Raw genomic sequence first — 24,043 nt, 5'->3', positions numbered from 1 at the left:
GGGCCGTGTATGATGAAAATACACGGCCCTAATATTTTTAGTCAGGCAATTCCAACTTCCATCGATCCCACATGGCAAGAAGTTCTTCCACCTTCTGAGGATGTTTTTTAGACAGGTCTTGCGATTCTAACTGATCAGTGGCAATATGGTATAATTCCAAATGTTTTCGTTGCTCATCGGCAAGAAGCTTCCACTCTCCATCCAGAATGGCTGAAGACACCCAGCCTAGCGGGCGATTTTGTGTAGAAAACCGCCATTCCCAGAACAGAGGTTTTGTTCGGTGGAAAGGCTGATTGGAAAAAATAGAGGAGATATTCTCTCCGTCAGGACGATAGTCAGCGGGTAATTTGTTTTCGGCTAAAGCCGCGAAAGTAGGTAAAAGGTCTACGGCGGAAAGCACACTGGTGCTGTCGACTCTGCCAGCATCTACCTTACCCTTCCATTTGACGATGAAAGGGACATTCACTCCCCCCTCGAAGAGATCTACCTTACGACCTTTAAGTCCACCAGTTGATCCTGCAGTAAGGGCCGGGGGAACATGGGCCGGGCCATTGTCACTGCTAAAAATCACCAATGTGTTTTCTTCCAGGCCCATTTCCTGCAGGGCCTGCATTAGCCGGCCTACATGCTTGTCAGCATCGGTAAGCACGGAAAAGTAGGTTTCTTTATCGGGCGCCAGGCCCTTATAGGGAGCTTTTTGCTCATCTGACGGCCATAAGGGGGTATGCGGATCCTTCAGCCAAAGGTTAATGAACATCGGTGCTCCTTGATCCTTATTCCTTTTTAGGAAATCGATGGTTATATCCACCACGATTCTGCTTGAGCTTTGAACCCAGGTTGTGTCGTCGTCCATATACCGGGTGGTGGGCCAGAGTTGATCTCCTTTCCAGGTCGGTCCGTTCCCGTTCCAGACACGGGTTTCATCATAGCCATAAACCTTTGGCTCCGGTGCGGACAAGTCTCCATGCGGGAGACCGCCACCCCCTAAGTGCCACTTTCCAAAATGCGCGGTGGTATAACCGGCATCCTGCATCAGCCGTGGCATATAAACTGGCAGGTTTTCGTCCAGCCAGTTGGGCATACCTCTCTTAGCATTTGGGGCATTTCCGGCAAAGTGTCCGTGAACCCTATGTCGAGAGGGAAAATGCCCGGTGATTACTGAGGAACGACTCGGAGAGCAAACTCCACTGGTTACGTGAAAGCGGGTGTATCGGGTTCCTTCCGAGGCAAATTTGTCCAGGTGTGGAGTGGCGACTTCAGTAGCACCATAGCAGCCCAGATCGCCATAACCCCAATCGTCGGCAAAAATAAAAATAATATTAGGCCGGCTGTCTTTCTTTTCAATGCCCTGGGACTGCGATTTGTGAGCGTTGCCCACAAGGCATAACATGAGTAATCCACAAAGAAGCCTGGAGGACCATCTCCAACCCGCTAGATGGGTATCAATTAATCTGTCAAGATTCATAATAGCAATTAGATTTAGAAATAATACTATAGTGACTTTTAATTGATATATTTCCCTTATTCTAGGGAGGAGCGCAGGCGAAAATCGGATTTCTCTCAGACTTATCTTATTTTGGTCGCCCTTAATCGGCTCGACCATGAGTAATACTTCCGTCGGGACTATGGCCCATATCCAGGTTGATAGTTCCTGATAATAAAATATTATTTCATGCCAGCTTCTTAGGTTGTTAGTTGAAGGCTGTTTTTTCTGTCGTCTAGTTACAGTAGAGAGAATGAGCTTGTATTAGTCACTATCTGCCCGAAGCTTTACCGAAAAACTTACGCTTTGGACTTTCAATATTCAGCATATCATGAATGGCTTCGGCGGCCTCTATAGGATAATCCGATTCCAGGATGCTAGCGCCGTCCTCCACGATTTGTCTATATGCGACCTTTCTTTCTTCTTTGCTTTTTAATTTGTCATAAGAGGAGGCTGCGGAGATCATACACATAGTGCCTTTTTTATTGAGAAGAGCATACAGTTCCTTATTTTCCGGCTTCACCAAAGGGCCAATATAAGCGATCATCTGTGTGAAAGGGATCTGGGCATTTTCATATTCTTTAAACGCTTCCTTGGTTTTTATGAAGGCAGAAAACATACGGTCTTTGTTATCCTTTAGATAATGTTGCGCCTCTTCAGGACTATGGACGGTTACCATCACAAATGCATCGGCCTTATGTTCTCGGATAAGTTTTGCCGTCATATCTAAGGGAACATCTTTATGATCAAGATTCAGTATCGTTTTCCCTCTGGCCCATTCTATTACCTCTGCCAGAGTGGGAATAGGGAAATCTGTTACATGTCCTTCTGCGTCTTTTAAACGGATGTCTTTGAGCTCTTCGAATGTATAGTCAGCGAGTTGGCCCTTGCCAGTAGTGGTTCTATCCAGGGTGGCATCATGCATCAGCACTATAACACTATCTTTGGTCAGACGCGGATCTATTTCGAAAAAGGCGGGGGTATGTTTTAGGGTATTTTCAAAGGTAGCGATGGAATTTTCTGGAAATCCCGAAACCATGCCACCCCTATGTCCAGCAATAATGGTTCTGTCTTTACCGGTATACTGGAAAAATTTATGGAGATCTGATGCCTTTGTTATATTTATGTTATGTCGTATTTTTTGACCGTATGTAGAAAATGAGCTAAGTCCGCTGAATAGAATGATCAAGATGAGTTTGTAGGTCTGGTAATTTTTCATTTTGTTATGAGTCAAATTGCTTCTAGATTAATCTATGTTTCTGCAACTTAGTTTAATCCATTGGAATTCTAAAATCAGACTTTTATTAGGCTACCATTCTGCCGGTTTAAATGAAGAATGATGCCTTCTATATTATCCAAATTGTAAGAGGAATGGGGGCTATTTAAGATAAAATTAAATTTAACAATAATGGTTTCCAGTGAAGATATCCTGTAAAATCTATAGATTTACGAGTTATAAAGTGATGGGAGATTTTTAATTTTCCTCCTTTCTGTTTACCTATATCTGTTTAGCAAAATCATGTTAGGTACTAGCCTGATAGATAGTGCCCGAATGATAGCGATAGAATGAAGCCTGTGTATTGCTATTCAAACTTGGGTGGAATTTTTTTTACAAGCGTTTGATACCACTATTTTAGATGGGTGCAAACAAAGATTTAAAAGGTTTGCTCTTGGGGAAGGTTGATAATTTGATTTTTCAATTCGTCAGAATGAATCACGATCAGCAATAAATGTTGATCGTGATTCATGGGAAAGTGCAGGAGAATATTAGAATTCCATCAGGTCGCAATCCAAAAAGTCCATTCCACCCATGATCGGCGCACCTGCGGGCATGGATAATATGGCAGCGGGTTTAAATTTGTCAGGGTTGCCTTTGAATTCACCAATCTGAGACAGCCCAAACAACAAATTGGCTTTCTGCTTGAGTGGGGCTTGCTCCACAATATCGGTCATCCATTTCTGCATACCCTCTATTTTTAGCAAGGCTTCCCCTCTTACACTTTCCGATGCTTCTGTGTCAGCGGCAAGGCCCAAAAACGCTTTGAGAGTAAGGTTGTTTACTAAAATTTGTAATTCTCCACGGTACCCGTTTTCTAAGGGTTTTTTCCAGGTACTTTCGATTAATTTGTCGGCCACGGCCATAAAGCCAGGTTGTTTGCTATCCCGTGCATTATATTCAATTAAACGAGCAACTCTTTCCGAGTTCATCAGATAGGCGAGGGTAGTACCCGCTGCAGTTTCGGCTGCCGCCAAAGGGTCGAAGGTAGGACCAGTACGTCGATCGAAGGTTTCTCCAACGCCGGAATATCCTGATGGCCGAGGCGGAATTTTTTGGATCAGTTGTTCTGGAATGCTTAAGGCATCTGGAGTAATGGTGGCAAGCAGCGCATCCAATGCTTTCCATTGTTCGGAGGGCTCTACCATTTTGGTAGCCGTTTGTCCATCGTTTTTCAGGGCATGGGTGAAAAACAATCCTCCAACGGTTTTAGAAACGGCTTCAATCTGGTAGCGATGTAAAAGATAAATCGGTACTAGTACCTCTTCCAAAGTGGCCATAGGTGCTCCCTCTACGATTGCCTTTTCTGAAAATCTATCGAGTAACACCCTTCTTGCTGCCATGATACGGTCCAGCTCCACTATGGCGTTTTCACCATCATCCCATTGGTGCGACCTGGGGTGGGTATGGCCTCCAATATCTGGAATAAATTGGAATCCTTGCTGAAGTGTTTCCTGAATTATTTTGTCAAGCTCTTCATCTTCGTTGGCGCCAGCTGGGAATTCCGAATAACCCCAGATAACCGACCTTTTGTCCCAACTACCAATGCCCTTGGCATAAGAATCCGAAACGTCAAAGGTACCATCGGGCTTCATGGTGAATTTTGGGAAAGGGTAGTCCATCACGGAGGCCCTACCTTTAATACTGGCCGCAAAATTATGGAAATAACCTAGGGTATGACCAATCTCATGGGCTGATAACTGCCTGATTCGTGCCAGGGCAACTTCTTCCATTTGTTTTGACACGGGCTTCCCGTCTTCATAGGGCTGTAAAATGCCTTCCATTATCAAATAATCCTGACGATGACGGTCAGAACCCAAGGTGATGACTCCTTTTATAATTTCTCCAGTCCGGGGATCGGTGTAGGAGGCCCCAGAAGAAAAGCCTCGAGGACTTCCTGTTCGATTGATCCAGTTGACGATGTTATATCGGATATCCATCGGATCGGCACCTTCAGGGAGTTCCATGACCTGGAAGGCGTTTTTGTATCCAGCGGCTTCAAATGCTTGATTCCACCAGGCTCCACCTTCAATAAGGGCCTTCTTGATAGGTGCAGGTGCTCCCCGATCTATATAATAAACAATAGGTTCGATGGCTTCACTCAATTTGGCTTTTGGATCCTTTTTGATCAGCCTATGTCTACGACTGAAACGTTTTAAAATTGGTTCAGACATGGGAGCCGAGAAGTCCATGTAGCTATGCATATTCATTCCGGAGCGAGGGTCGAATTTGCGGGGTTTGTAGCCGGAGTCCGGGAGCTCAACGAAAGACTGATGCATGCGAATTGTAATGGCCGTAGGGTCGGGGGCGATCCCTGCTGCACCCCGGCGACCCGATGTGGCCTGGGAACCACCGGAGCCAGTGAAGGTTAATAAGGATTCGAATTCGGTGTTTTTGGGGAAATTTTTAGTATTCTCCATGTATACAGTCGAACGAGATTCGTCTAGACGATAGGCTCCTCCTCCCGAGGCTCCGCTACCGCGCCTACTGGCCATTCGGTCTCCAATTTTTTGGCTATCCCGAACGATAAAGGGGGTAAGGTCTATCAAAATTCTGTCACCTTCAATAGCCATCGGGACGAAGCCAAAAATGATGGAACTGGCAAAGTTATTTTCGACGGCGTAGGCTTCATCCTTGCTATCTGTAATGGCTCGGTAATTATAATTAGGCTGTATTAGAAACACTTTAGGACCAACTTTTATAAACTTCATAATACCCGAGGAGCCCTGCCCCCGCTCCGGCCCCCCACTACCTACACCAGTCGAAAGTGAATTGAAGAACAAAAATTCCTGATCCAGTTTGTCCACTTCCAGAAGCACCTTACTCGTGTTTTCATCAAAGTAAAAGGGGAAAAATCCTTCCGCTTTTTTATATCCCTGGGTGACTGTGGAAATTGAAGTTGCCGGTTTTTGAGATCCTGTTGCCAGGCCAACGGCCGGTCGGCCTTGAGCAAAAGAACCTGTGCTGGCAAGGCATAGTCCTACTACGACTAAAATGTAATATTTCATATTATAACTGATTGGTAATTAGTGATTTTTTGACGTATTATGGGTTAGGTTTCATTAGCTCATTGGTAGATAACTCGGCTGCTGAAATAGGCCAGATGTACTTGCTTTCGGAGGGAGATACTTCGGGTGCCGATGCCGCTGGTCCGGCTTTTGCCGGTAAGGGCTGAAGCCTTCGCTGAAGATCGGGAACCCGAAATCCTTCTCCGAGTAGTTCAATTTTGCGTTCTTCTAAAATGGTTGTGATCAATGAAGCTTGGGAGCCTATTTTTTCTACGGGAAAGCTGAAGGTGGCGTCTGACCTTCTTCTGATAGCATTTAGTAGGTTCGTTGCCAGATCGAGATTCCCAGCCTGGGCGGCTGCTTCTGCATAATTTAGCAGGATTTCGGCGTATCTGATTACCGGAATATAATCGGAATAGGTAGATGCAACTTTAAACTTATAGAGCCAGGGTAAGCCCTGTTGCATCACTACCAGGTTCTTACGCTGATCGGTAGAGGTACTGCTAAAAACAGGGTCGGAAACTGTACCGTTGCTATTTAAAAAGTACTCGGCGTTGCCGGGGTTAAATGTGAAATAGTATGCAAGAGCATTCTGACCTCCTGGCGCGTCTAGACTGCTCATCGGCAATGAAAATATGGCCTCATTTCCGGTGTAGGTCCCTTGGAATACATTGGTGATCGTTGCTTCCAGCCTATGGCCTACACCCGTAGTGGCCTGATAAGGCGCTGTGAGAGAGACTATTTTTGCTGCTTCAGCCATGACCTTCGTATATTCTCCCTGAGTTAAATAAACCCTGGTTTTCAATGCTATCGCCGTGTTCCTATGCGCACGGGTCGTATTCATGGCTGCATTGGGATAATTCGAGGGTAAGCCTGTTTCCGAATCGTTCAAATCCTGAATGATCTGATTGTAAATTTCACCTACGCTCACCCTTGCCATGGCATTATTTTGTACCGACTGCTCGGCTATGAGTCGCAAAGGCAGACCCATGCTAGCGCCCTTGTCTTCAATATAAGGGCGTGCATATTGTTGGATGAGAGCAAAGTAGCTCAATGCACGCAAGAACTTCCCCTCGGCCATAAAATGGGTATATAATTCACTGTTTACTTTACTTTTATTCTTTTCGAGGCCTTCCATGAAAATATGAATAAGATTAATGGAGGCATAGGCATTGCCCCATAAGTTTTGAACTTCACTTGTGCTGGAATTTACCGTGTGGCTCCAAGTTAGTTGACCGGTTTGAACATTGGGCTTGTTCAATATAAATTCGTCTCCCCGTAATTCCTGATAGATGGTATATCTACCACCGTAAAACTGAGAATTCTTAACAGATAAATACAAAGCGTTCACTTGTGCGTCGATCCTCTCCGGGGTGTCGAATGCATTTGAACTTGAAATACTGGTTGTTGGTACCGTTTCCAAGAGGTCTTTGTCGCAGGAAATACTGGCGATAAGAATCATGGTTATGGAGATGATACTGCCTGATTTGCGAAGGTATGGATTTGTGATTTTCATGTCGTTGTCTGATTTAATCATTAAAAACCAATATTGAGTCCTAATGTAAAGGACTTGCCAGCAGGTACAGCGTTCTTGTCTCTTCCAGCCTGGGTATTTGAATTTCCGTTGGCAGAAATTTCTGGATCAGACCCTGTGTATCTGGTGTGAATCAAAAAGTTGGTAGCAGAGGTATAAACACGCATGGATGAGATACCAACCTTGTGAAGGATTTTCATAGGAACCCTATAGCCAAGAGAGATATTCTTTAATTTAATATACCCTCCATCCTCTACATTGTCTGAATGCATCAATACGGATCCGCTTGCATATTGATCGTTATAATGCAACTTTGGAATGTCCGTGATTTGTCCGGGGGTAGTCCAACGCCTTAGGATATCAGTCTGATTATTGAAAAAGCGATTATCCAGCAAGGTTGCTCTCGTTCCATTGTACATTTTATTGCCCCCGGAGAACACGAAATTGGCAGCCATATCAAAGTTTTTGTAGGAAATGGTGTTGTTAAAACCGCCATAATAGGTAGGTATGGAGTTGCCTGCTATATAACCGTCTCCGAAAGCGTCCAAGGCAGGGGCTGGTCCGTCATCGAGATAAGTCCATGATGCACCGACCGGATTGTATTGTACCTCATCACCATATCGGTTCAGGTATTTTCTGAGCCCATTCGCTGGATTTACACCGGTAGTTTTAACCACATAAATGGCTCCTATGGAGTGGCCGACTCTGGTGATATTGGAGGTTTCAAGGCCACTCTGCCAGATGTCTGTATTATTATTGGCTAGCTCTGTAACTTCATTTTTTAGGGTACTTATATTGAAATTGACCGACCATCTGAAATCCTTATCATTGATTAATTTGGCATTTAGGTCAAATTCAAATCCCGAATTGTACATAGAACCCACGTTATAGGTGATCGTATTTCCGGGTATTCCCTTGGAGGGTGCCTGCACCGCATCCAGTATCATTCCATCAATATTGTTTTTATAATAGTCTGCATCGATGGTAATCCGATTGTTGAGCAAGGAAAAATTAATTCCATAATCCGTTTTTTTGCTCGTTTCCCATCTCAGGTCCGTATTCCCTGTTTGGGAGGGGCTGAGGGTAGTAGCAAGTCCTCCGTAGGTAGCCGACTGATAAAGGGAAAGCGAAGAGTATTCGCCGATATTGACATTGCCTACTTGTCCATAACTTCCTCGAAGTTTAAGCCCGGTGATGAATGAGGACAAGGGGGAGTCCTTGAAAAAATCTTCTTCTGAAATATTCCAGCCTAAAGAGGCGCCACCAAAATTTCCAAACTTATGCCCTGTAGCGAGTCCTGAGAAGCCATCCCTGCGAAAACTAGTACTCAGCAAGTATTTCTTCTGGAAGTCATAATTGATGCTCGAAAAATAGGATTGAAAAGCGTCTTCTACAAAGCTCCCCGTCGAACTTCGCAAAGTGGACCAGCCGCCTTCAAATGTATCGAAAAACCGATCATTTAGGTTTTGTCTGGTCACTCCCCAGCCGGCTGAGCTGGTATGAATAATCTCGGTACCTGCCAGAATGGAAAGACTATGGTCCGCCGCAATGGTGGTGGTATAATTCAATGTATTGGTCCAGCCCGTCCTTTTGTTTTTATTCATGGCGTTATTGGCCGATCCATTTGTTGCAAATCCACCTGCCTGAAACGGATTGTTAAAGGACTTGTTCTCGGTGTTCAGGATATTGACGCTATAATTGGTTCTAAGCTTCAATCCTTTGAGAATCTCGAGCTCACCATAAGCTGAACCCATAAAGGAATTGCTTTCCGAAGTGAATCTGTCATGTTCAATCAGGGGCAGCATATTATAGTAACCTGTAAGAATGGAATTGGCTCCATACCCGATAGAATTTCCTACAATATTATAGGTTCCATCCTCATTGAAGGGACTTAGGTTGGGCGGCAAAACCATCCCCATCCTGGCTAGATTATTGAGCGAAAAGGCGGCTCCGGTTCCACTTGTTAAATTGGCATTTTCAGAATTGCTGTACGTCATATTGGTGCCGAAGGCCAATTTTTTGGTTACTTTATGATCCAAATTTAGCCGTACATTGGTTCTTTCAAAGGTGTTTTTGATCATAAAGCCCTGCTGATTGCTGTATCCCATGGATGCGAAATAGGAGGTTGCTTCCGTAGCTCCCGAAATATTCAGATTATGATTGTGCGAGGTCCCCGTTTTGTAGATATAGTCGTACCATTTGGTGTCAACAAAGCCACCGTCTGGCGTTTCTTGCAGGTTGAAAGCTGGCGCTAGTCCTGCATTAATCCTGGCTTCATTTTTGATCATTACGTAATCTTCCGCCCCTAAAAGTTTTGGGAGTATGGGCTTGGTGTTCAGTCCTACCCATCCGTCATAGTTTACTTTGGCTTTTCCTTTTTTACCCCTTTTGGTTGTAATAACGACCACCCCATTGGCTGCCCGGGATCCATAGATGGCTGTTGCGGAAGCATCTTTTAAAATTTCCATCGATTCAATATCATTCGGGTTCAAGTCTGATAAGGGATTGTTCTCCGCTGAATTGCCTACGTCACCTGTGAATGAGGTGATTCCATCTATGATAATCAAAGGGTAAGAACTGAGCTGTATGGAGTTGTAGCCTCTAATCCTAAAAACAGGTGCTTCGTTTAAAGCGCCCCCACCCGAAACGATGCTAACACCGGTAGCCTGACCTGCAAGGGCCTGGTCAAAGCTGGTGACAGGACGACTGGCGATGGCATCGCCGCTGATATGAGAAGTTGAACCCGTAAATTCAGCACGGTTTTGTGTGGTATAGCCGGTTACGACCAATTCACTAAGCTGGTTCAGTTCTGTGTCGAGTGCTACGTCGACTATCTTGGAATTTCCTAGCTCTATTTCATGCTTTTTATAGCCAATAAAAGAAAAAACCAAAACTACAGGGCTGCTATCGGGTACCCGAAGTACATAATGCCCCTCGCCGTCGGTGATTGCCCCGATGTTGGTTCCCTTGACCAGCACCGAAACCCCTGGAAGCACCTCCTCATTTTGTTTGTCGATAACGGTACCCGTTATTTGTCTATCCATATTGGTTGTAAGATGGATGCCTGGGATAACTAACGCGGGGGTGGTAGGGCGTTTTTTTTCTTCAGTAGGAGTTGGTTTCTCGAACAAAATCACTTGGCCATCCTGTTCTTTGAAATCGAGTTTTGTGTTTTTTAGTAGTTCTGTTAATAGTAGATCTAGTCGTTCATTTTTTACGGAAATATTTACTTTATAGGTCGAAATGAGGCTTTCATTATAGATTAGTCTAAATTTTGTTTTTTGCTTGATTTGAGTTAAAGCTTCTTTCAGGCTGCCGTTTTGAATGCTGAGGTTAATTCGGGTATCTTTTAAGGCTTGACCTTGGGATGGGGACGCCAATAGCAGTGGGGTTGCCAGAGTATCAAGAAATACAAGGAATAAAGAATATTTCATCATTCTGAAAACTAAAGTACTGAGCCGTGCACGATAGAGATAATTTTTCATAAATTTGACCATGTTTTGTTGTTAATGTGAAAACATACGCAAGCACTAGATAGCTACCCAGCAGGTGATTGGCGTTGCGAGCTGAGTAGTTTTATCCGAAATAAGGCGGCGGGCTCTTAGCCTGCCGTTTTTCATGCTTATAATTGATAGAATCTATTTCATAAGTTTAAGGATTAAGTTTTCGGACTGATTTTAATACCACCTTTCCATTTTCAAGTTCATACACTAAGTTATTAGCTAAGCTTAAAGCCTTAAGGATATTGGGCAATGAGTCCTTTAAGTCAAATTCTGCCGTTAGCCGAATCTTTTGAAGGCTGCTTTTTTCGAATTCAATAGGTGTATTGTATTTTTGTTCCAACTCGGCCATCACATCTTTTAGAGATTCATTATCAAAAATAATTCTGCCTTGCTTCCACCCGATGGTATTTTCTGAGTTGATAGAATCTTGAAAAGTGAGCCTATTTGATCTATTAAAACTCGCCCGCTGATTGGGTAATAATAGAACGGGATGTTGCTCCTTAGTAGATTTTGCAGAAACAGAAACGCTACCCTGGCTAACTGTTACTTGGACGGAAGGAAGAAAACTATAAGACCGGATATTAAACTTCGTACCAAGGACGATGGTTTCTGTTCCAGCCGCAAAGACGGCCAATGGTTTTTTTTCGTCTCGTTCAATTTCAAAGTAGGCTTCCCCTTCTTCAAGAAACAACTCTCGCCTTTCTTCTTTAAAGTGTACAGGGTACTTGATCTTGCTGGATGCATTGAGCCAAACGATGGATCCATCGGGCAGTTTGATTTTTTTAATTTCGGATCGTCCGGTACTGATATACGAAAAGTCTGCTTTTGGAATTTGCCAGAGCAATAAGGCAGGATTCAGGTAGCTAAAAAGACCAGCTCCAAGAATCAGTAGAACCGATGCAGCTATCCGCCAATCCATCACATATTTCTTCTGGACCATTTTGTTTTCCTTGGCTGCAATACCCATAAGCCCAATTTTCATTTCCGAATCCATATACTTCCGTAATTCCACGTCAAGTTTGCCTTCATTAAAGAGATAAAAGAAGACTTTTATCTCGTCGGCTGAGGATTTGTCGGTGAAATACTTTTTGACAAGTTCAGCATTGATTTCCGATTCACTCATTTGTTGGGAGTTTGAAGAGAAGACAATTTAGATTTGGCATAGGGTACCTCTTGCATGTAATAATTCATCTTTAATGAATTTTACAATACAAAATAAGTAAAATACATTAAATGGCGGATAATTCTATGGTGATTCCGATCCATGTTATGGAGAGGCCAAATTCCTTAAGGACGGAATGCCTCAGGAGTTTCATAGTTCTGATCATGTGTTTTTTTACGGCGTTGTCAGAAATGCCTAATTGTTGAGCAGTGGCCTTATAAGAGTGGCCATCTACACGACAAAGCTTAAAAATTTCTCTACTACGGGGAGGAATCCGGGCAAGGACGTTGTCTATATACTCCAGATATTCGATCGTTTGATATTCTTCTTCTGAGGTATTTAACAGTGCGAATGAACTTCTCATTATTTCTTCTTGAACCGTTTTTTCTTTGGCCGCATGTTTGAGAAAGTTAAAAGTAATATTTCTAGCCAATACGAATAGATAAGCCCTAAAGGAATAGACCGAAACCAGATTAACACGAATATCCCAAATTTTCAAGAAAATTTCTTGACATATATCTTCGGTATACTCGTCTGACTTGATAAATTTTAGGACATATTTTCGAATCTCGGGATAGTAAAAGTCATAGATGGTGGAAAATGATTTTTCGTTTCCAATGGCAATTTGCTCCAGCAATTTTTTTTCATCAAATAAAATCATGGTTGCCTTCTAAGTTGTAAGCGTGTAGGTTGAGTAGCTAAATTTAAAGACAACATATTGAATATTCTGCATTTTTGATTGTAATCTTTATAGTATTTGGCAAAATCATTTTTTGTATACCAATAATGATGAAAAATGATTGTTTTGTATAATATCATATGGTTATTTTGTTCTTGTTTTTAGGCGATTGTATTTTTCACAATTTCTGATCTTAAATAATTTATTCGGTCTCACTCATATCTGGTTGCATGGACACCCAGTTTTGTAAAGTTTAAGACCAAGCGTCCCATTCAGTATGCCATAAAAGTGGTGGATTGGGAAGTAAACCTGGGCATAGGCGCGGAGGAGAATATGGGCAATGCGCTCCATCCTGGAGATGGTGGTTTTATTGCAAGCTTTAGTGATGGTACCACTACTGGATCCAACTGGAAGGCTCAAACTTTTTATATAGCTCCCTTAGTGAATGTAAACTGTGTAGTGGAATCGGGTAACTCCCGTCTATCATCTAGCTGCAGTGCCAGCCCAGCTACAGCCGACGCATTTGCACTGCACAGGGAAGTACCTACCACGTGGTATGCAACAAGTTTCAACGATGCTAGCTGGCCCAGTGACAGCGTTTTCTCTAAAGCCACCGTGTCGCCAAAAGTAGTCTATATTAATTTTTCGACCCAGTTTAATGGAGCTCAATTTATTTGGTCCTTCAACCTAATACTGGATAACTTGGTTTGGCTAAGATTTCAGGGTAACTAATGGATTTTACCACGACTTGTTTCGTATCGCAATCGGCAGTCGGCTTTGGGCAGTCAAACTATTCCCGAAAACGATTTTCGAGCCGATAGATACTGTGCATTGGTTATAATATCCATCATACCAAATCGGTCGTGATAAGGTCAAATGAATTGCGTTTTTCTTGATTTTTAATTAGACCTAAAGATTAACTGGTTAGGTAGTATCGTTTTAGGGGGTAATTTTATTTATGCATATTTGGGGTATTGGGCCTAATTAAGGAATAGCGGTCTGATTACTTCGAAGCGAGCGGCTAGGAATTTGCTGGCAAGGAAGCTTAGGTTAAATTAAAAATTATGAATGTTCTGAACGAATTAGAAGACGGAATAAATTCATAGTTTTGTTAACACGCCCAGAAACTATCAATTTACGCTCTCAATTCGTTTAGAATGTCATTTTACTACAACAGAAAATCAATTCTTTTTTTATTTGCCACTATTTTGTGGCTCGGACCGATTTGGTCGCAAGGCTTGTTTGCACAAAGTGATCAGGTTAATGTATTTCTGGGTTCATCCGGTGATCATGGACAGCTTTCACCTGCAGCATCTTCTCCATTTAGTCAGCTAAGTATAGTTGCCAAAACGAGTCCGTCAACACATACTGGATACGAACGTCTAGCCAGTCAGGTATGGGGTTTTACCCATAATCGGTTTGAAGGGGTGGGATGCCAGGGAAGTGGAGGAGTGTTATTACTTACGCCATTCTTAGGTGATTCAGATAATGGGCAAGCCCTTCATAAGCAGTCCGATCAGGGTAGGCCGGGGGCTTACGGAATAGCTTTTACCAACGGGATTTCGATGAAGGCCACAGTTTTTCAAGATTATGGGCTGTCGGAATACGAGTTCCCTGTGGGATCGAAGGGTTATCGGTTGGATCTTTCTCATACTTTTAATAATGCTTTTGTAGAGGAAGAGCACCGGATAGAGGCTGGTGTTTTATCGGGCCTGATCCGGGCTAATACTACCTGCCATGCCGGTACTTACACTATATATTTTGCCATAGATATGGGTGAGGCAGCCCAATGGTCCGCTCAGGATGAGCATGTGATGGTTGCCAAGCTTCCTGCTAAAACTAAGACTCATCAGGTGCGTATTGCTTTTTCGGCAGTGGACGAGGAATCGGCACTACAGAAACTGAAGAAATGGAAAGGAACTAGTTATGCAGAGGTTTTCAATAAAAGCAAAGCGGAGTGGGATCAGTACTTAGGAACAGTTCAGGTGAAAGGGCCTGAAGATAGGAAGCAACTATTTTATTCACTTGTCTATCGTACATTACAGTCGCCTTTTCGGATTTCAGAAGCGGATGGTCGTTTTCGGGGAACGGATGGGAAAATACATCAGTCCGAAGGCGCTCGTTATCATGGATGGGCCATCTGGGATAATTATAAGACGCAATTACCCTTACTATCTCTGCTCTACCCATCCTTATACCAGGACATCACCCATTCGGTGGCAAACTTGTATCGGTATGGAAAATATGATTTTGCCGGTCCTCACGAACCAGCCAATTCGGTGCGTACTGAGCATGCAGGAGTGGTCCTTCTTGATGCCGTAAACAAAGGCTATGCGTTGGACTTTGCCGGAATCCGAGATTCTCTGGTAGCTGATACGTCCCGTTTCGATTTCTCTAAACCAGACAAGTATTTGGAGGCTTCATTTGATATGTGGACGATGGCGAATCTATTTTCTAAATTTGGAGAAAAGGATTTGTCCAATCATTTTAAGCTCCGATCCACCACTTATAAGCCAGTTTGGTTGAAGGAGTTTAAGGACTTAAATAGGTCGGATGTAGATCGCATGTCTGCTCGTAAAATGTACCAGGGGACCATTCGACAATATCGGTGGGCCGTACCTTTCGATGTCTCTGGATTGATTGAGCTTGCCGGAGGTAAAAAGGAATTTACAAGCCAGCTGGATGAATTTTTTGATGAGTACTATTTTAACCGGGCTAATGAGCCTGATTTACAATCGCCAACGCTTTATTACGCCAGTGAAAAACCATGGAAATATCAGCAACTGGTCCATCAACTTGCAGTAGACACGGTCGTACAATACTATTTTAATGATAATAGCCGCGGGATAGGCGCACATATCGACCGGATATACAAGAATGAGCCAAAGGCGTTTGTGCGCACCATGGACGATGATGCGGGTGCTATGTCAGGATGGTTTGTATTAACTGCTTTGGGAATACAGCAACCTTTAGTAGGGGAGCCTGTCTACTATTTAAATGTTCCATTATTTAAAGAAATTACCATTAAGCTACCTCAAGGAGCACTTCAGATCCAGGTCAAAAATTTCTCGAATCAAAATCGGTTTATATCTCGCGTTTTGCTGAATGGTAAAGACCTCAGGCGCTTATGGCTCACCCATAAAGAGTTGGCTCAGGGAGGTAAGTTAATCATAGAATCTAGTAACAAACCTAGTGAGTACGGGTCGGAAAATATATGGATTGGTGGACAGGAACGTTAAGTTTCGCCGGCTAGGCAGAGTTATTTTTGGGCTTATTGTACCATTTTCTCGTCGGATGCAATTCCGATAAGCCTGGATGCTTTTCAGGGCAATAAACGGTGGTTGGTCGATGATCGCTGCCCTTAATCGACAGTAGGGGAAGGGCGATCTTATGGAGGAATGAGGAGGCGTATCTTTGCAAAAAATTATTGCATCTATAACGCTTACTTAATCGTCATGAAAAAAGAATTAATTCCCTTGATTTTCGCTTCTACAATATTGTGGAATTGCACGGACCATGAACCTGTAAAAACCTATCAACTCCGAGAGCAGGAATCCGTAGCGGAATGGAAGGGCTATTTAAGAACAGGTTATTTTAACGAAGGGTCGATTGGTGTAAGAAGTGAAAGTCTAACCGTTTCTGACCAGGTCATTACCGGTGGAACCTTCACTTTACCCTTGTCATCCTTAGTCAATTTTAACTTGCCGAATGAAGATCTTAAACAGGAACTTATTCATCATCTTCAGAGTCCCGATTTCTTCAATATGGCTTTACATCCCACAATGAAATTTAAGATCAGCGGACTGTCGCCCTATACCGGCTCAGGAGAGGATGTTGTTTCAGGAGCGAACTATGAGGTGAAAGGTGATCTCTCTATTCTGGGAATTACGCATGAGATTAGCTTCCCTGCCAAAATAGTCTTTAAAGGAGATGACTTCACGGTGGAAGGGCTGGTAAAAGTAGACCGCACCAAATGGGGCATTCTATATGGTACCGATGAGTCGCAGCCGGCAGAGAATATCATAGAAAAGGTTATTGATATTCATTTAAAGTTGGAAGGAGGTAAATTATAGGAGCCATGCTGAAACGTAAAGTAATTGTCCGTGGCTTTGCTGTTGTAATAACCGTTTTAAATTTACTCTTAATAGCCTATCTGGTTATTGCCAATGATATCAAAAAGCGGACCGAAAAGATATACGCATTTAAAGAGAAAACAATCGCAATACCTTCTGATAGCTTAAGTATAGCACGGGGCAAACACTTGTCAGTCATCAAAGGTTGTCAGGATTGTCATGGAGCAGATTTGGGTGGAAAACTGATGATAGACGATCCGGGACTGGGGGTGATCGTAGCCTCCAATCTTACAGGGGGCAAGGGAGGCCTTCCTCAAGACTATGGGGTCCAAGATTGGATGAGAGCATTGAGGCATGGAGTGGGTCGATCAGGAAAGGCACTTATACTCATGCCTTCTCATGAAACAGCCCTGCTTTCTAAAGCCGACCTGTCTGCTCTAATTGCCTATTGCCGTCAGGTGGATCGTGTAGACAGACCACTGCCAGCTAACAAACTTGGCCCCGTTGCCAATATGATGGGTTACCTGGGTAAAATGCCTTTATTGTCGGTCGAAAAAATTAACCATGTCGCACCACTGCGTCTTGAGGTTGATACGGCTCCGGGACCAGCCCTAGGCGAATATCTGGCCATTTCATGTAGTGGTTGTCATCGCGCCGATTTTAAAGGCGGCGACCCCATTGCCCCTGGAATGCCTGAAGTTCCGAATATAACGAGTTCAGGAGCTGTAGGGAAATGGACTCAGGAGCAATTTATATCTACCTTAAGGACGGGTAAAACGCCCACAGGCCACCAGTTAAAGAATGAAGAAATGCCCTGGATGATGACTGCTCAATATGATCTAAAAGAGTTGGTATCGCTTTACCTATACTTACGCACTATAAAATGAAAGTCAGTGATGAATAAAGAGTACCAATTTTGACGGAATAATGGATCGTCAGAGTTAAGCATTGTGAGATAATATTTTAGACTTTTATTCTCCGGTTGGGGAATAAAAGTTTTTTATTTTTCGAACCTGCATACTACCTGGCTCATATAATATTAAAATATAAAAAAGGCAATTAATGCGGTGTAGAAAACAAAGGCAGATTCCGTTATTATCAGAACAGAAAAGCCAACCGAACGATTACGGTTAGCTTTCCTATTCCTTTCTAGCTTTTCAGACCTGTTGCAAAAGAAAAGTTCTCTAATGGGTTTAGAGAACTTTTCTTTTTTAGATATCTGCTCTTTCGTTATATATTTTTATTTATAAGGCAGAAGCATTTGATAAGAAACATATCTTTCTGGGTATTTTGACTTTATATATTTACATGATGGACGAATTTTGCTATTCTGAATACTGAATTATCGCAGAGTTATTACCCCAAATATTTTCAGGTTCAAAGTCGAGCTGAAAATCTGTTTTGAAATCCTCAATTTCATCAAACTGCTTGCCAATTCTTAAGGGTACGGAGCGTCCGTCTTTCTTATATACGGCCGATAGCTGATAACGTCCAAGAGGTATATCTACCAAATAACCGTATTCATTGGTATGAGGCTTACCAGATTTGAGCTTGAGCGTTTTCCCTGAAGTTCCATCTATGAGTTTGCCGATAGGCACTAAAGTAAATTCGATATTTTCTACATCATATATTTCGCTCAAGATAAACTTATTGATGGAAACGCTACAGCCATAATATCCTTGATATTCACTTCCACGGGGACCAGAGAGCTTCCATTGGAAATTTCTGATGCCGCCATCGATGCTAAAGGCTTCATCTTGTTCCGGGTGCAGGTCAAGGGTATAAGTTTTATCGTTCAATTTTCTTTTGATACTGGCTGAGGTCACGAATGTTCCTACCCTTGGCAGTTTGACTTTATACTGGCCATTGGCATCGGTAAATACGACAAGTGTGGAATTATAAATCATGGTATTGTCTACGACTACTTCCACTCCAGACATGGGGTTACCTTGGGTATCTACCACTTTTCCGGTGGCAAAGCCTTCTTCCGCGACATGGGGATCAGGGTTCTTACTGTCGCAAGACTGGAATAATGCCGATAAAATAAGGCAAAATGTGATTATGTGAAATCTTTTCATCTTTGTATATGCGTGTTTTTTAAGGAATAAATCCCCCGGCTGTACCTTTCAGACGGGGGATGAAATGCTATTGTTCAGGAGTTTGGTCTATAATTGTTTTAGAATTGCCCCGGAAAGGTTATCCTTAAATACATTGACGGTCTCCAAATCATTATTTACGATGGTATGGTAGGATACATAAATACCATAACCACCACTGTTCTGAATCGTATTATTTTTGACGGACATTTGAGCTGCAGATCCATGGACTGCAATATTGGCTTTGACTCCGGAAACAAGGTTCTGGCTACCTCCATCCCGTATCTCGGCGAATTCAATGATGTTATTTGCACTGGCGGTACTAAATAGAATTCCCCTCCAATAGCCTCTCATTGTTTCTGCACCTCGGAATACTATTTTAGCGTCTTTGGTTCCAACGGCTTTCATGAATCCCTTATCAATTCTAAGATAGGCCTCCCTTCCCATTTCAATGATGGTTTCCGGCAGGACTTTCCAAGCCGCCTGAACAGAGAGGGAAGAAGATATTCTATATGGCGTTTTATCCTTAAATACCGGCCATGTGATTTCATTATTGAGATCGAACTCTAAAATTGAGGCATATATTTCTACGACATTGCGCCCGTTAGCACCGGTAAATACTGAATTTTCGTCCAGGTTATGCACGTTTTTTGCGTTAATATTGATTCCAGCCTCAACATTATTTTTAAATGTATTCGTAGAAAATTCACCTAATGCCGCCCCCTCACCAATATATAGACCATAGCCCTTATTATAACTAAAGGTGCAATTTTTGATAGACATTTGAGCACTGAAGTTTCCGGCCAGGGCCATGCCGGCTCTTGTGCTTCCGAATAGAGGTTGAGCACCGGCATGCATTATCTCTACGAATTCCATTTTGTTACCCCCATTGGAAGAATTCACCTGGACTCCTGCCCAAAATCCTGTAGTTTTCTCCCTACCTTCAAACCGAATTGGTTTGTCGGCTTCGCCCATAGCAATAAATGCTCCTTTGTCACTAACGGTGAGTCTGGTATCCCGGGAGAAGGCAATGACTACCCCGGGGTTGATCGTCAACTCAGCGTCTACATTAATGTTCTTAGTGATCACATAATCGGGTAGGTTAGGATTGGTAATTCGGTCGATCAGTAAGGTCTTGGCTTTAATATCCGAATCAATGGTTTCGGGTTCTGCGGCGGCTGCGGTAATAATCACCTTATCCGTGCTCTTCCCCCCGGCGTTGCTTATAGTAAGCTCGGCCTGATATTCACCTACTTCGTCGGGTACAAATGTCGCTTTGGCTGTATTGGCGGAGCTGAGTGTCACTGTGCTACCAGTGGGTTTTTTAATGATAGACCAACTGAATTCAAATGGCTTATTCTGGCCATCCGTTGAGCTACTACCGTCGAGGGTAACGGTTTCACCTACTACTACTTGCTGATCGGCCCCTGCACGAGCAGTCAGATCGGCCCCGGGTACCACTTCTTTGGTTTTGTCCTTGCATGCCGAAACAAGCAGGGTAATAAATAAAAAGGAGATTAAAACTTTAAATTTGACATGGCTATAGATAAATTGGTTTTAACTAAATGATTTTTTTACGAGCTTCCTAATGCTGCATGATAGGGCTCGGAGTCGATTTGACAATAGGGTGGATTTTAATTTTACATAAGCGAGTAAAGATTGAAGTTTTACAAAATGGGGATGAGATTTTTTGCAATTTTAAGCTATATATCCGACTCCAAATGCCGCCTATCTGTCCGCATAGACTTACTTCCATCCTTATCGACCAACGACATTCAATGAGCTCGTTTAAGTCAATAATGCATAATGGAATGGCGAAATGGTTAGGAGATGGTCGAAATCGTACCGAATAGGACCGTTAGGTTGACCTAGAAGATTTTGTAATAGGTACCCGATGGGAGGAGAACTTTGGCGTTGAAGATGCCCAAGGAATATATTTGTGTATTTTTAAGAATACTATAGTATAAGAAAGCGCTTAGGCGAAAGAAAAATGAGTGCAGCGGCCCAGGGAATCTCATTTGGGAAGAGGGGCAATGCCATAGATCAACCGTGTGTAATAGAGTAAGGATTTACAGAACTTAATATATAATTCTGAATCTTCTTTGGAAGTCTGCCTTGTAGCTACGACCGATTGGAAGTTCCTTGCCCGCTATATCCACGCCAAAGGAATGATAGCCTTGAATTTTAGCCAGAGAAACGATAAAGGACCGATGTATTCGTATGAATTTGTCCTCCGGTAGTAATTCTTCAATAACACTGATGCGTTGTTTGGAAACCAGAACTTTATCTATTAGTATAAGTTTAACATAATCTCGAATACTTTCAATCCAGAGTATATCATTTAAGTTGACTTTTATCGTTTTTCTATCCACCTTTAAGTATATAAAGATATCTTCTTGTTGTTTGTCTGTACTTTTTGTTCCTATCGATATCTGACGATTTTGAATCTCAAAGAGGGTGTAGGTTTTATCTATGGCTTTAAGGAAACGATCGAAAGATATGGGTTTCAGTAGATAGTCTATTGCGTTAAGATCGAAACCTTCTACGGCATAGTCAATATATGCTGTTGTAAAGATCACTTTGGGTGGGTTCTTTAAGCTTCTTAAAAAGTCGGTTCCTTTGAGGTCGGGCATTTGAATGTCAAGAAACATCAGATCAATTTTGGATCTTTGTAAGATCTGAAAAGCCTGGATGGCATTTTGGCAATGGGCAACAATTTCTATCTCACCGAAATTTTCCAGATATGTAGCTAAGATGGCGAGCGCATGGGGCTCATCGTCAACCAAAATTGTTTTTAATTTCATAATGTATTATTTGGGGAGAAAGAGTGCTTCTGATGGTATAAAACCGAGGCATAAGAATGTCTTTATTTGAGTTTTGAGAGATAACTTTTCATATTATCTCTATAACCACGTGTACATTTCACCGTTTTCCCTCCGGATAGATGCAGGATGTATTCTCCATTAAAATAGGATTCTAACTCCAATATAAAATTGATATTTACCATACAGGATCGGCTGACCCTCATAAAATTGACAGGATTCAATTTTGTCTCCAAACTGGACAGGCTCTCGAATATTACATGTTTTTTTGATCCTGTAGTGAATAGACTGATGTAGTTGCCATCTGCGCACAAGTGGGTAATCTCTTCAGTCTTGATCAAAATCATCCTGTTGTTCTCTTTGGCAATGAGACGTTGTAAAAAAATATCTTCCTTTTCTGAGGCATGCATCTGGAGAAGTTTACCGATAAGTTCATTGACTTGAAGGTGATTCTGATCCAGGATCCTTTTTTTGATCCGATCAAGGGCCTGATAAAATCGGGTATAGTCGAAGGGTTTCAGTAGATAATCGGAGGCACATACTTCAAACGCCCGAAGGGCATATTGATCATAGGCCGTTGTGAATACTATATGGGGTTGATGATGAGGCCATATTTCTTTGATGACTTCAAATCCGTCAAAACCGGGCATCTGTATATCCAGAAATAGAAGGTCGGGGCGGTGTTGCAATATTTTCATCACCGCCTCGGTTCCGTTACTTGCCTCGTCGACAATCGTCATGGAGGACTCGTCTATCAGCAAATTCCGGATTACATCTCTTGCCAGCACCTCATCATCAATTATAATACATCGACATTTTTTCATGCACCAATGGATTAGCGTTAGTTTGGGCTTTAATTTGTATTGTAACCACCGTGCCGCCCTCCGAAGGGTGCGATATGGTCAGTTGTGCTTCGTTGCCAAAAGTCTGTTTGAGCCTTTGCCTTGTATTCTTAAGGCCCATTCCCATTCCCTCTGACGTTTTTTTAGTCCAGGGTCCCGAACCATTATCAATGATCTGAATGATGAGCTGACCATCCTTAATACAACTGGAAATATGAATGAGGGCATTGGTAGTCAGGTCGGATATGCCGTGGGTAATTGAATTTTCTACTAATGGTTGGAGTATTAATTGCGGAACCTCACAACGTTCAGTTTCGGGGTGGATATCATAGCTGATCTGAAGGCGATCTTGAAAGCGAATTTGTTGAATGAAAAGATACTGCTTGGTAAGCGTAATTTCTTCTGAAAATCGGATAAACGACAGTTTATGGTTCGCTAGTACCGATCTTAAAAGATCGCTTAAGGTAACGATCATGCTAGTAGCCTTACTTACTTCTGCACGAATCATTAAGCTTACTACAGCATGTAACGTATTGAATAAAAAATGGGGGTTAAGCTGCATTTTTAGCGCTTCCAGTTGTGCGGTGGCAAGCTGGCTTTGGAGTTGTTCGTTTGCCAGCTCCACCTCAAAATGTTGTTGCTTGAGCGCCTGAAAACGGTACATGTACGATATCCGGCTGAACCCTACTACCAGTAGCATGTACTGACCAAAACTTGCGGTATAGCTGATACAGATCGATAGCAGGTATTTTTCAATAGGAATGGATTTTCCTATAAATAGAAACATGATCGGATTTGTAATAAAGAAATGGAATACATTGATGAGAATATTAAAAAAACTCAGGATCAAAAAATGATAATATATCTGGAGCAGGAGGTCTTTTGCCGATTGGTTGAAAACTAATGGAAGCCGTAAGGAGGCATATAAAATAAATGGCGAGGTCAGAACCCAGAATATACCATCTAATAACCAAATAAAAGTTTCATGATAACGCATCGGTTCTCCTTCCCGAAGTATCCATAAGGCTGTAAGCTGTCCGAATGTCATTACGGCAAATATACTCCAATACCCCAGTGAGTAAATCCAGAATTGTCGCACCGTAATGGGGATATGAGACTGCTCGAGTAAGCGTTGTACCAAGCGCATAGGGTTAAGACTTAGATGAATATTGATGATGCCGGGAATAGTTAATGAATAATTCTCCTAAAAATCAGTTCGAGTTAAAATGTTCTTTTTAAGCGCATTTTCAAAAATAAGAATCCCAGTTCGTACCTGATATAATAATTATTCAGACGGTGTATATATTTATCCAGGATGAATGGATTGTGGTGTTAATAGCCTTTTTTTAAGGTCGGAATATTGGCTATTGGCTAACAAAAAGAAGGGCTACCTGCTTTTTTATAACAAAATCGCTTCCACATAAATACTTTTTGCCTTTTGATGTACTCCTCCGACATCTCCCTTTTATCACGATTTCTACCAGTAATACATTCGATTACTTCATCTCGTCAAATATCTATAACTTCTGGCGGATTTATTAACACAAAATACAACTTAAACAGCA

16 protein-coding genes are annotated in these 24,043 nt (G+C 42.4%); 4 read left to right on the top strand and 12 right to left on the bottom strand.

The window, feature by feature from the left end:
- Positions 1 to 37: 37 nt before the first annotated feature.
- The 7 genes from X939_RS22105 to X939_RS0105990 all read right to left on the bottom strand — a co-directional run bounded on the left by X939_RS22105 (position 38) and on the right by X939_RS0105990 (position 12,627).
- Positions 38 to 1,465, bottom strand: coding sequence for a sulfatase family protein (locus X939_RS22105; protein ID WP_198034367.1), 1,428 nt, complete (start codon positions 1,463 to 1,465; stop codon positions 38 to 40).
- A 289-nt stretch (positions 1,466 to 1,754) separates the two neighbouring features.
- On the bottom strand, positions 1,755 to 2,702 hold the full coding sequence (locus tag X939_RS0106020) for a glycerophosphodiester phosphodiesterase family protein (RefSeq protein ID WP_025762365.1): 948 nt from the start codon (positions 2,700 to 2,702) through the stop codon (positions 1,755 to 1,757).
- Between the two features lie 548 nt (positions 2,703 to 3,250).
- Positions 3,251 to 5,767, bottom strand: a complete 2,517-nt coding sequence (locus X939_RS0106010; protein WP_025762364.1) for a zinc-dependent metalloprotease — start codon at positions 5,765 to 5,767, stop codon at positions 3,251 to 3,253.
- A 37-nt stretch (positions 5,768 to 5,804) separates the two neighbouring features.
- Entirely contained in the window at positions 5,805 to 7,283 is a 1,479-nt protein-coding gene (locus tag X939_RS0106005) for a RagB/SusD family nutrient uptake outer membrane protein (protein ID WP_025762363.1), read from the bottom strand.
- 20 nt (positions 7,284 to 7,303) lie between these two features.
- Complete coding sequence (locus X939_RS0106000; protein ID WP_044198692.1) at positions 7,304 to 10,786, bottom strand: SusC/RagA family TonB-linked outer membrane protein; 3,483 nt, start codon at positions 10,784 to 10,786, stop codon at positions 7,304 to 7,306.
- Positions 10,787 to 10,952: 166 nt separating this feature from the next.
- Complete coding sequence (locus X939_RS0105995; protein ID WP_025762361.1) at positions 10,953 to 11,927, bottom strand: FecR family protein; 975 nt, start codon at positions 11,925 to 11,927, stop codon at positions 10,953 to 10,955.
- A gap of 106 nt (positions 11,928 to 12,033) precedes the next feature.
- Positions 12,034 to 12,627, bottom strand: a complete 594-nt coding sequence (locus X939_RS0105990) for an RNA polymerase sigma factor (RefSeq protein WP_025762360.1) — start codon at positions 12,625 to 12,627, stop codon at positions 12,034 to 12,036.
- Positions 12,628 to 12,933: 306 nt separating this feature from the next.
- On the opposite strand from X939_RS0105990, the gene X939_RS0105985 reads away from it, so the two are divergent.
- The 4 genes from X939_RS0105985 to X939_RS0105970 all read left to right on the top strand — a co-directional run bounded on the left by X939_RS0105985 (position 12,934) and on the right by X939_RS0105970 (position 17,605).
- Positions 12,934 to 13,377, top strand: a complete 444-nt coding sequence (locus X939_RS0105985) for a hypothetical protein (protein ID WP_025762359.1) — start codon at positions 12,934 to 12,936, stop codon at positions 13,375 to 13,377.
- A gap of 425 nt (positions 13,378 to 13,802) precedes the next feature.
- Complete coding sequence (locus X939_RS0105980) at positions 13,803 to 15,884, top strand: glycoside hydrolase domain-containing protein (protein WP_025762358.1); 2,082 nt, start codon at positions 13,803 to 13,805, stop codon at positions 15,882 to 15,884.
- A gap of 216 nt (positions 15,885 to 16,100) precedes the next feature.
- Positions 16,101 to 16,718, top strand: a complete 618-nt coding sequence (locus tag X939_RS0105975) for a YceI family protein (RefSeq protein WP_025762357.1) — start codon at positions 16,101 to 16,103, stop codon at positions 16,716 to 16,718.
- 5 nt (positions 16,719 to 16,723) lie between these two features.
- Entirely contained in the window at positions 16,724 to 17,605 is an 882-nt protein-coding gene (locus tag X939_RS0105970) for a cytochrome c (protein WP_131694649.1), read from the top strand.
- Between the two features lie 438 nt (positions 17,606 to 18,043).
- Here X939_RS0105970 and X939_RS0105965 read toward each other — a convergent pair whose 3' ends face one another.
- The 5 genes from X939_RS0105965 to X939_RS0105940 all read right to left on the bottom strand — a co-directional run bounded on the left by X939_RS0105965 (position 18,044) and on the right by X939_RS0105940 (position 23,625).
- A complete protein-coding gene (locus X939_RS0105965) occupies positions 18,044 to 18,796 on the bottom strand; it encodes a carboxypeptidase-like regulatory domain-containing protein (protein ID WP_025762355.1) in 753 nt (250 codons plus the stop codon).
- 87 nt (positions 18,797 to 18,883) lie between these two features.
- Positions 18,884 to 20,275, bottom strand: coding sequence for a right-handed parallel beta-helix repeat-containing protein (locus tag X939_RS0105960; RefSeq protein ID WP_025762354.1), 1,392 nt, complete (start codon positions 20,273 to 20,275; stop codon positions 18,884 to 18,886).
- Between the two features lie 617 nt (positions 20,276 to 20,892).
- The gene (locus X939_RS0105950) at positions 20,893 to 21,618 is read right to left on the bottom strand and encodes a LytR/AlgR family response regulator transcription factor (protein WP_025762352.1); all 726 of its coding nucleotides are present in this window, start codon (positions 21,616 to 21,618) and stop codon (positions 20,893 to 20,895) included.
- Positions 21,619 to 21,680: 62 nt separating this feature from the next.
- Positions 21,681 to 22,460 carry a LytR/AlgR family response regulator transcription factor gene (locus tag X939_RS0105945; RefSeq protein WP_025762351.1) on the bottom strand — a complete coding sequence of 260 codons (780 nt, stop codon included), beginning with the start codon at positions 22,458 to 22,460 and terminating at the stop codon, positions 21,681 to 21,683.
- Positions 22,432 to 23,625 carry a sensor histidine kinase gene (locus X939_RS0105940; protein ID WP_025762350.1) on the bottom strand — a complete coding sequence of 398 codons (1,194 nt, stop codon included), beginning with the start codon at positions 23,623 to 23,625 and terminating at the stop codon, positions 22,432 to 22,434. The genes X939_RS0105945 and X939_RS0105940 overlap by 29 nt, the downstream gene beginning before the upstream one ends.
- Between the last annotated feature and the right edge of the window lie 418 nt (positions 23,626 to 24,043).

This window comes from Dyadobacter tibetensis Y620-1 (genome assembly GCF_000566685.1).
Lineage (GTDB): Bacteria > Bacteroidota > Bacteroidia > Cytophagales > Spirosomataceae > Dyadobacter > Dyadobacter tibetensis.
This window is presented reverse-complemented; position numbering and strand designations above follow the sequence as displayed.

Coding starts and splice junctions, on each gene's coding strand:
- X939_RS22105 (WP_198034367.1), bottom strand. CDS start 1,465: ATGAATCTTGACAGATTAATTGATACCCATCTAGCGGGTTGGAGATGG.
- X939_RS0106020 (WP_025762365.1), bottom strand. CDS start 2,702: ATGAAAAATTACCAGACCTACAAACTCATCTTGATCATTCTATTCAGC.
- X939_RS0106010 (WP_025762364.1), bottom strand. CDS start 5,767: ATGAAATATTACATTTTAGTCGTAGTAGGACTATGCCTTGCCAGCACA.
- X939_RS0106005 (WP_025762363.1), bottom strand. CDS start 7,283: ATGAAAATCACAAATCCATACCTTCGCAAATCAGGCAGTATCATCTCC.
- X939_RS0106000 (WP_044198692.1), bottom strand. CDS start 10,786: ATGAAAAATTATCTCTATCGTGCACGGCTCAGTACTTTAGTTTTCAGA.
- X939_RS0105995 (WP_025762361.1), bottom strand. CDS start 11,927: ATGAGTGAATCGGAAATCAATGCTGAACTTGTCAAAAAGTATTTCACC.
- X939_RS0105990 (WP_025762360.1), bottom strand. CDS start 12,627: ATGATTTTATTTGATGAAAAAAAATTGCTGGAGCAAATTGCCATTGGA.
- X939_RS0105980 (WP_025762358.1), top strand. CDS start 13,803: ATGTCATTTTACTACAACAGAAAATCAATTCTTTTTTTATTTGCCACT.
- X939_RS0105975 (WP_025762357.1), top strand. CDS start 16,101: ATGAAAAAAGAATTAATTCCCTTGATTTTCGCTTCTACAATATTGTGG.
- X939_RS0105970 (WP_131694649.1), top strand. CDS start 16,724: ATGCTGAAACGTAAAGTAATTGTCCGTGGCTTTGCTGTTGTAATAACC.
- X939_RS0105965 (WP_025762355.1), bottom strand. CDS start 18,796: ATGAAAAGATTTCACATAATCACATTTTGCCTTATTTTATCGGCATTA.
- X939_RS0105950 (WP_025762352.1), bottom strand. CDS start 21,618: ATGAAATTAAAAACAATTTTGGTTGACGATGAGCCCCATGCGCTCGCC.
- X939_RS0105945 (WP_025762351.1), bottom strand. CDS start 22,460: ATGAAAAAATGTCGATGTATTATAATTGATGATGAGGTGCTGGCAAGA.
- X939_RS0105940 (WP_025762350.1), bottom strand. CDS start 23,625: ATGCGCTTGGTACAACGCTTACTCGAGCAGTCTCATATCCCCATTACG.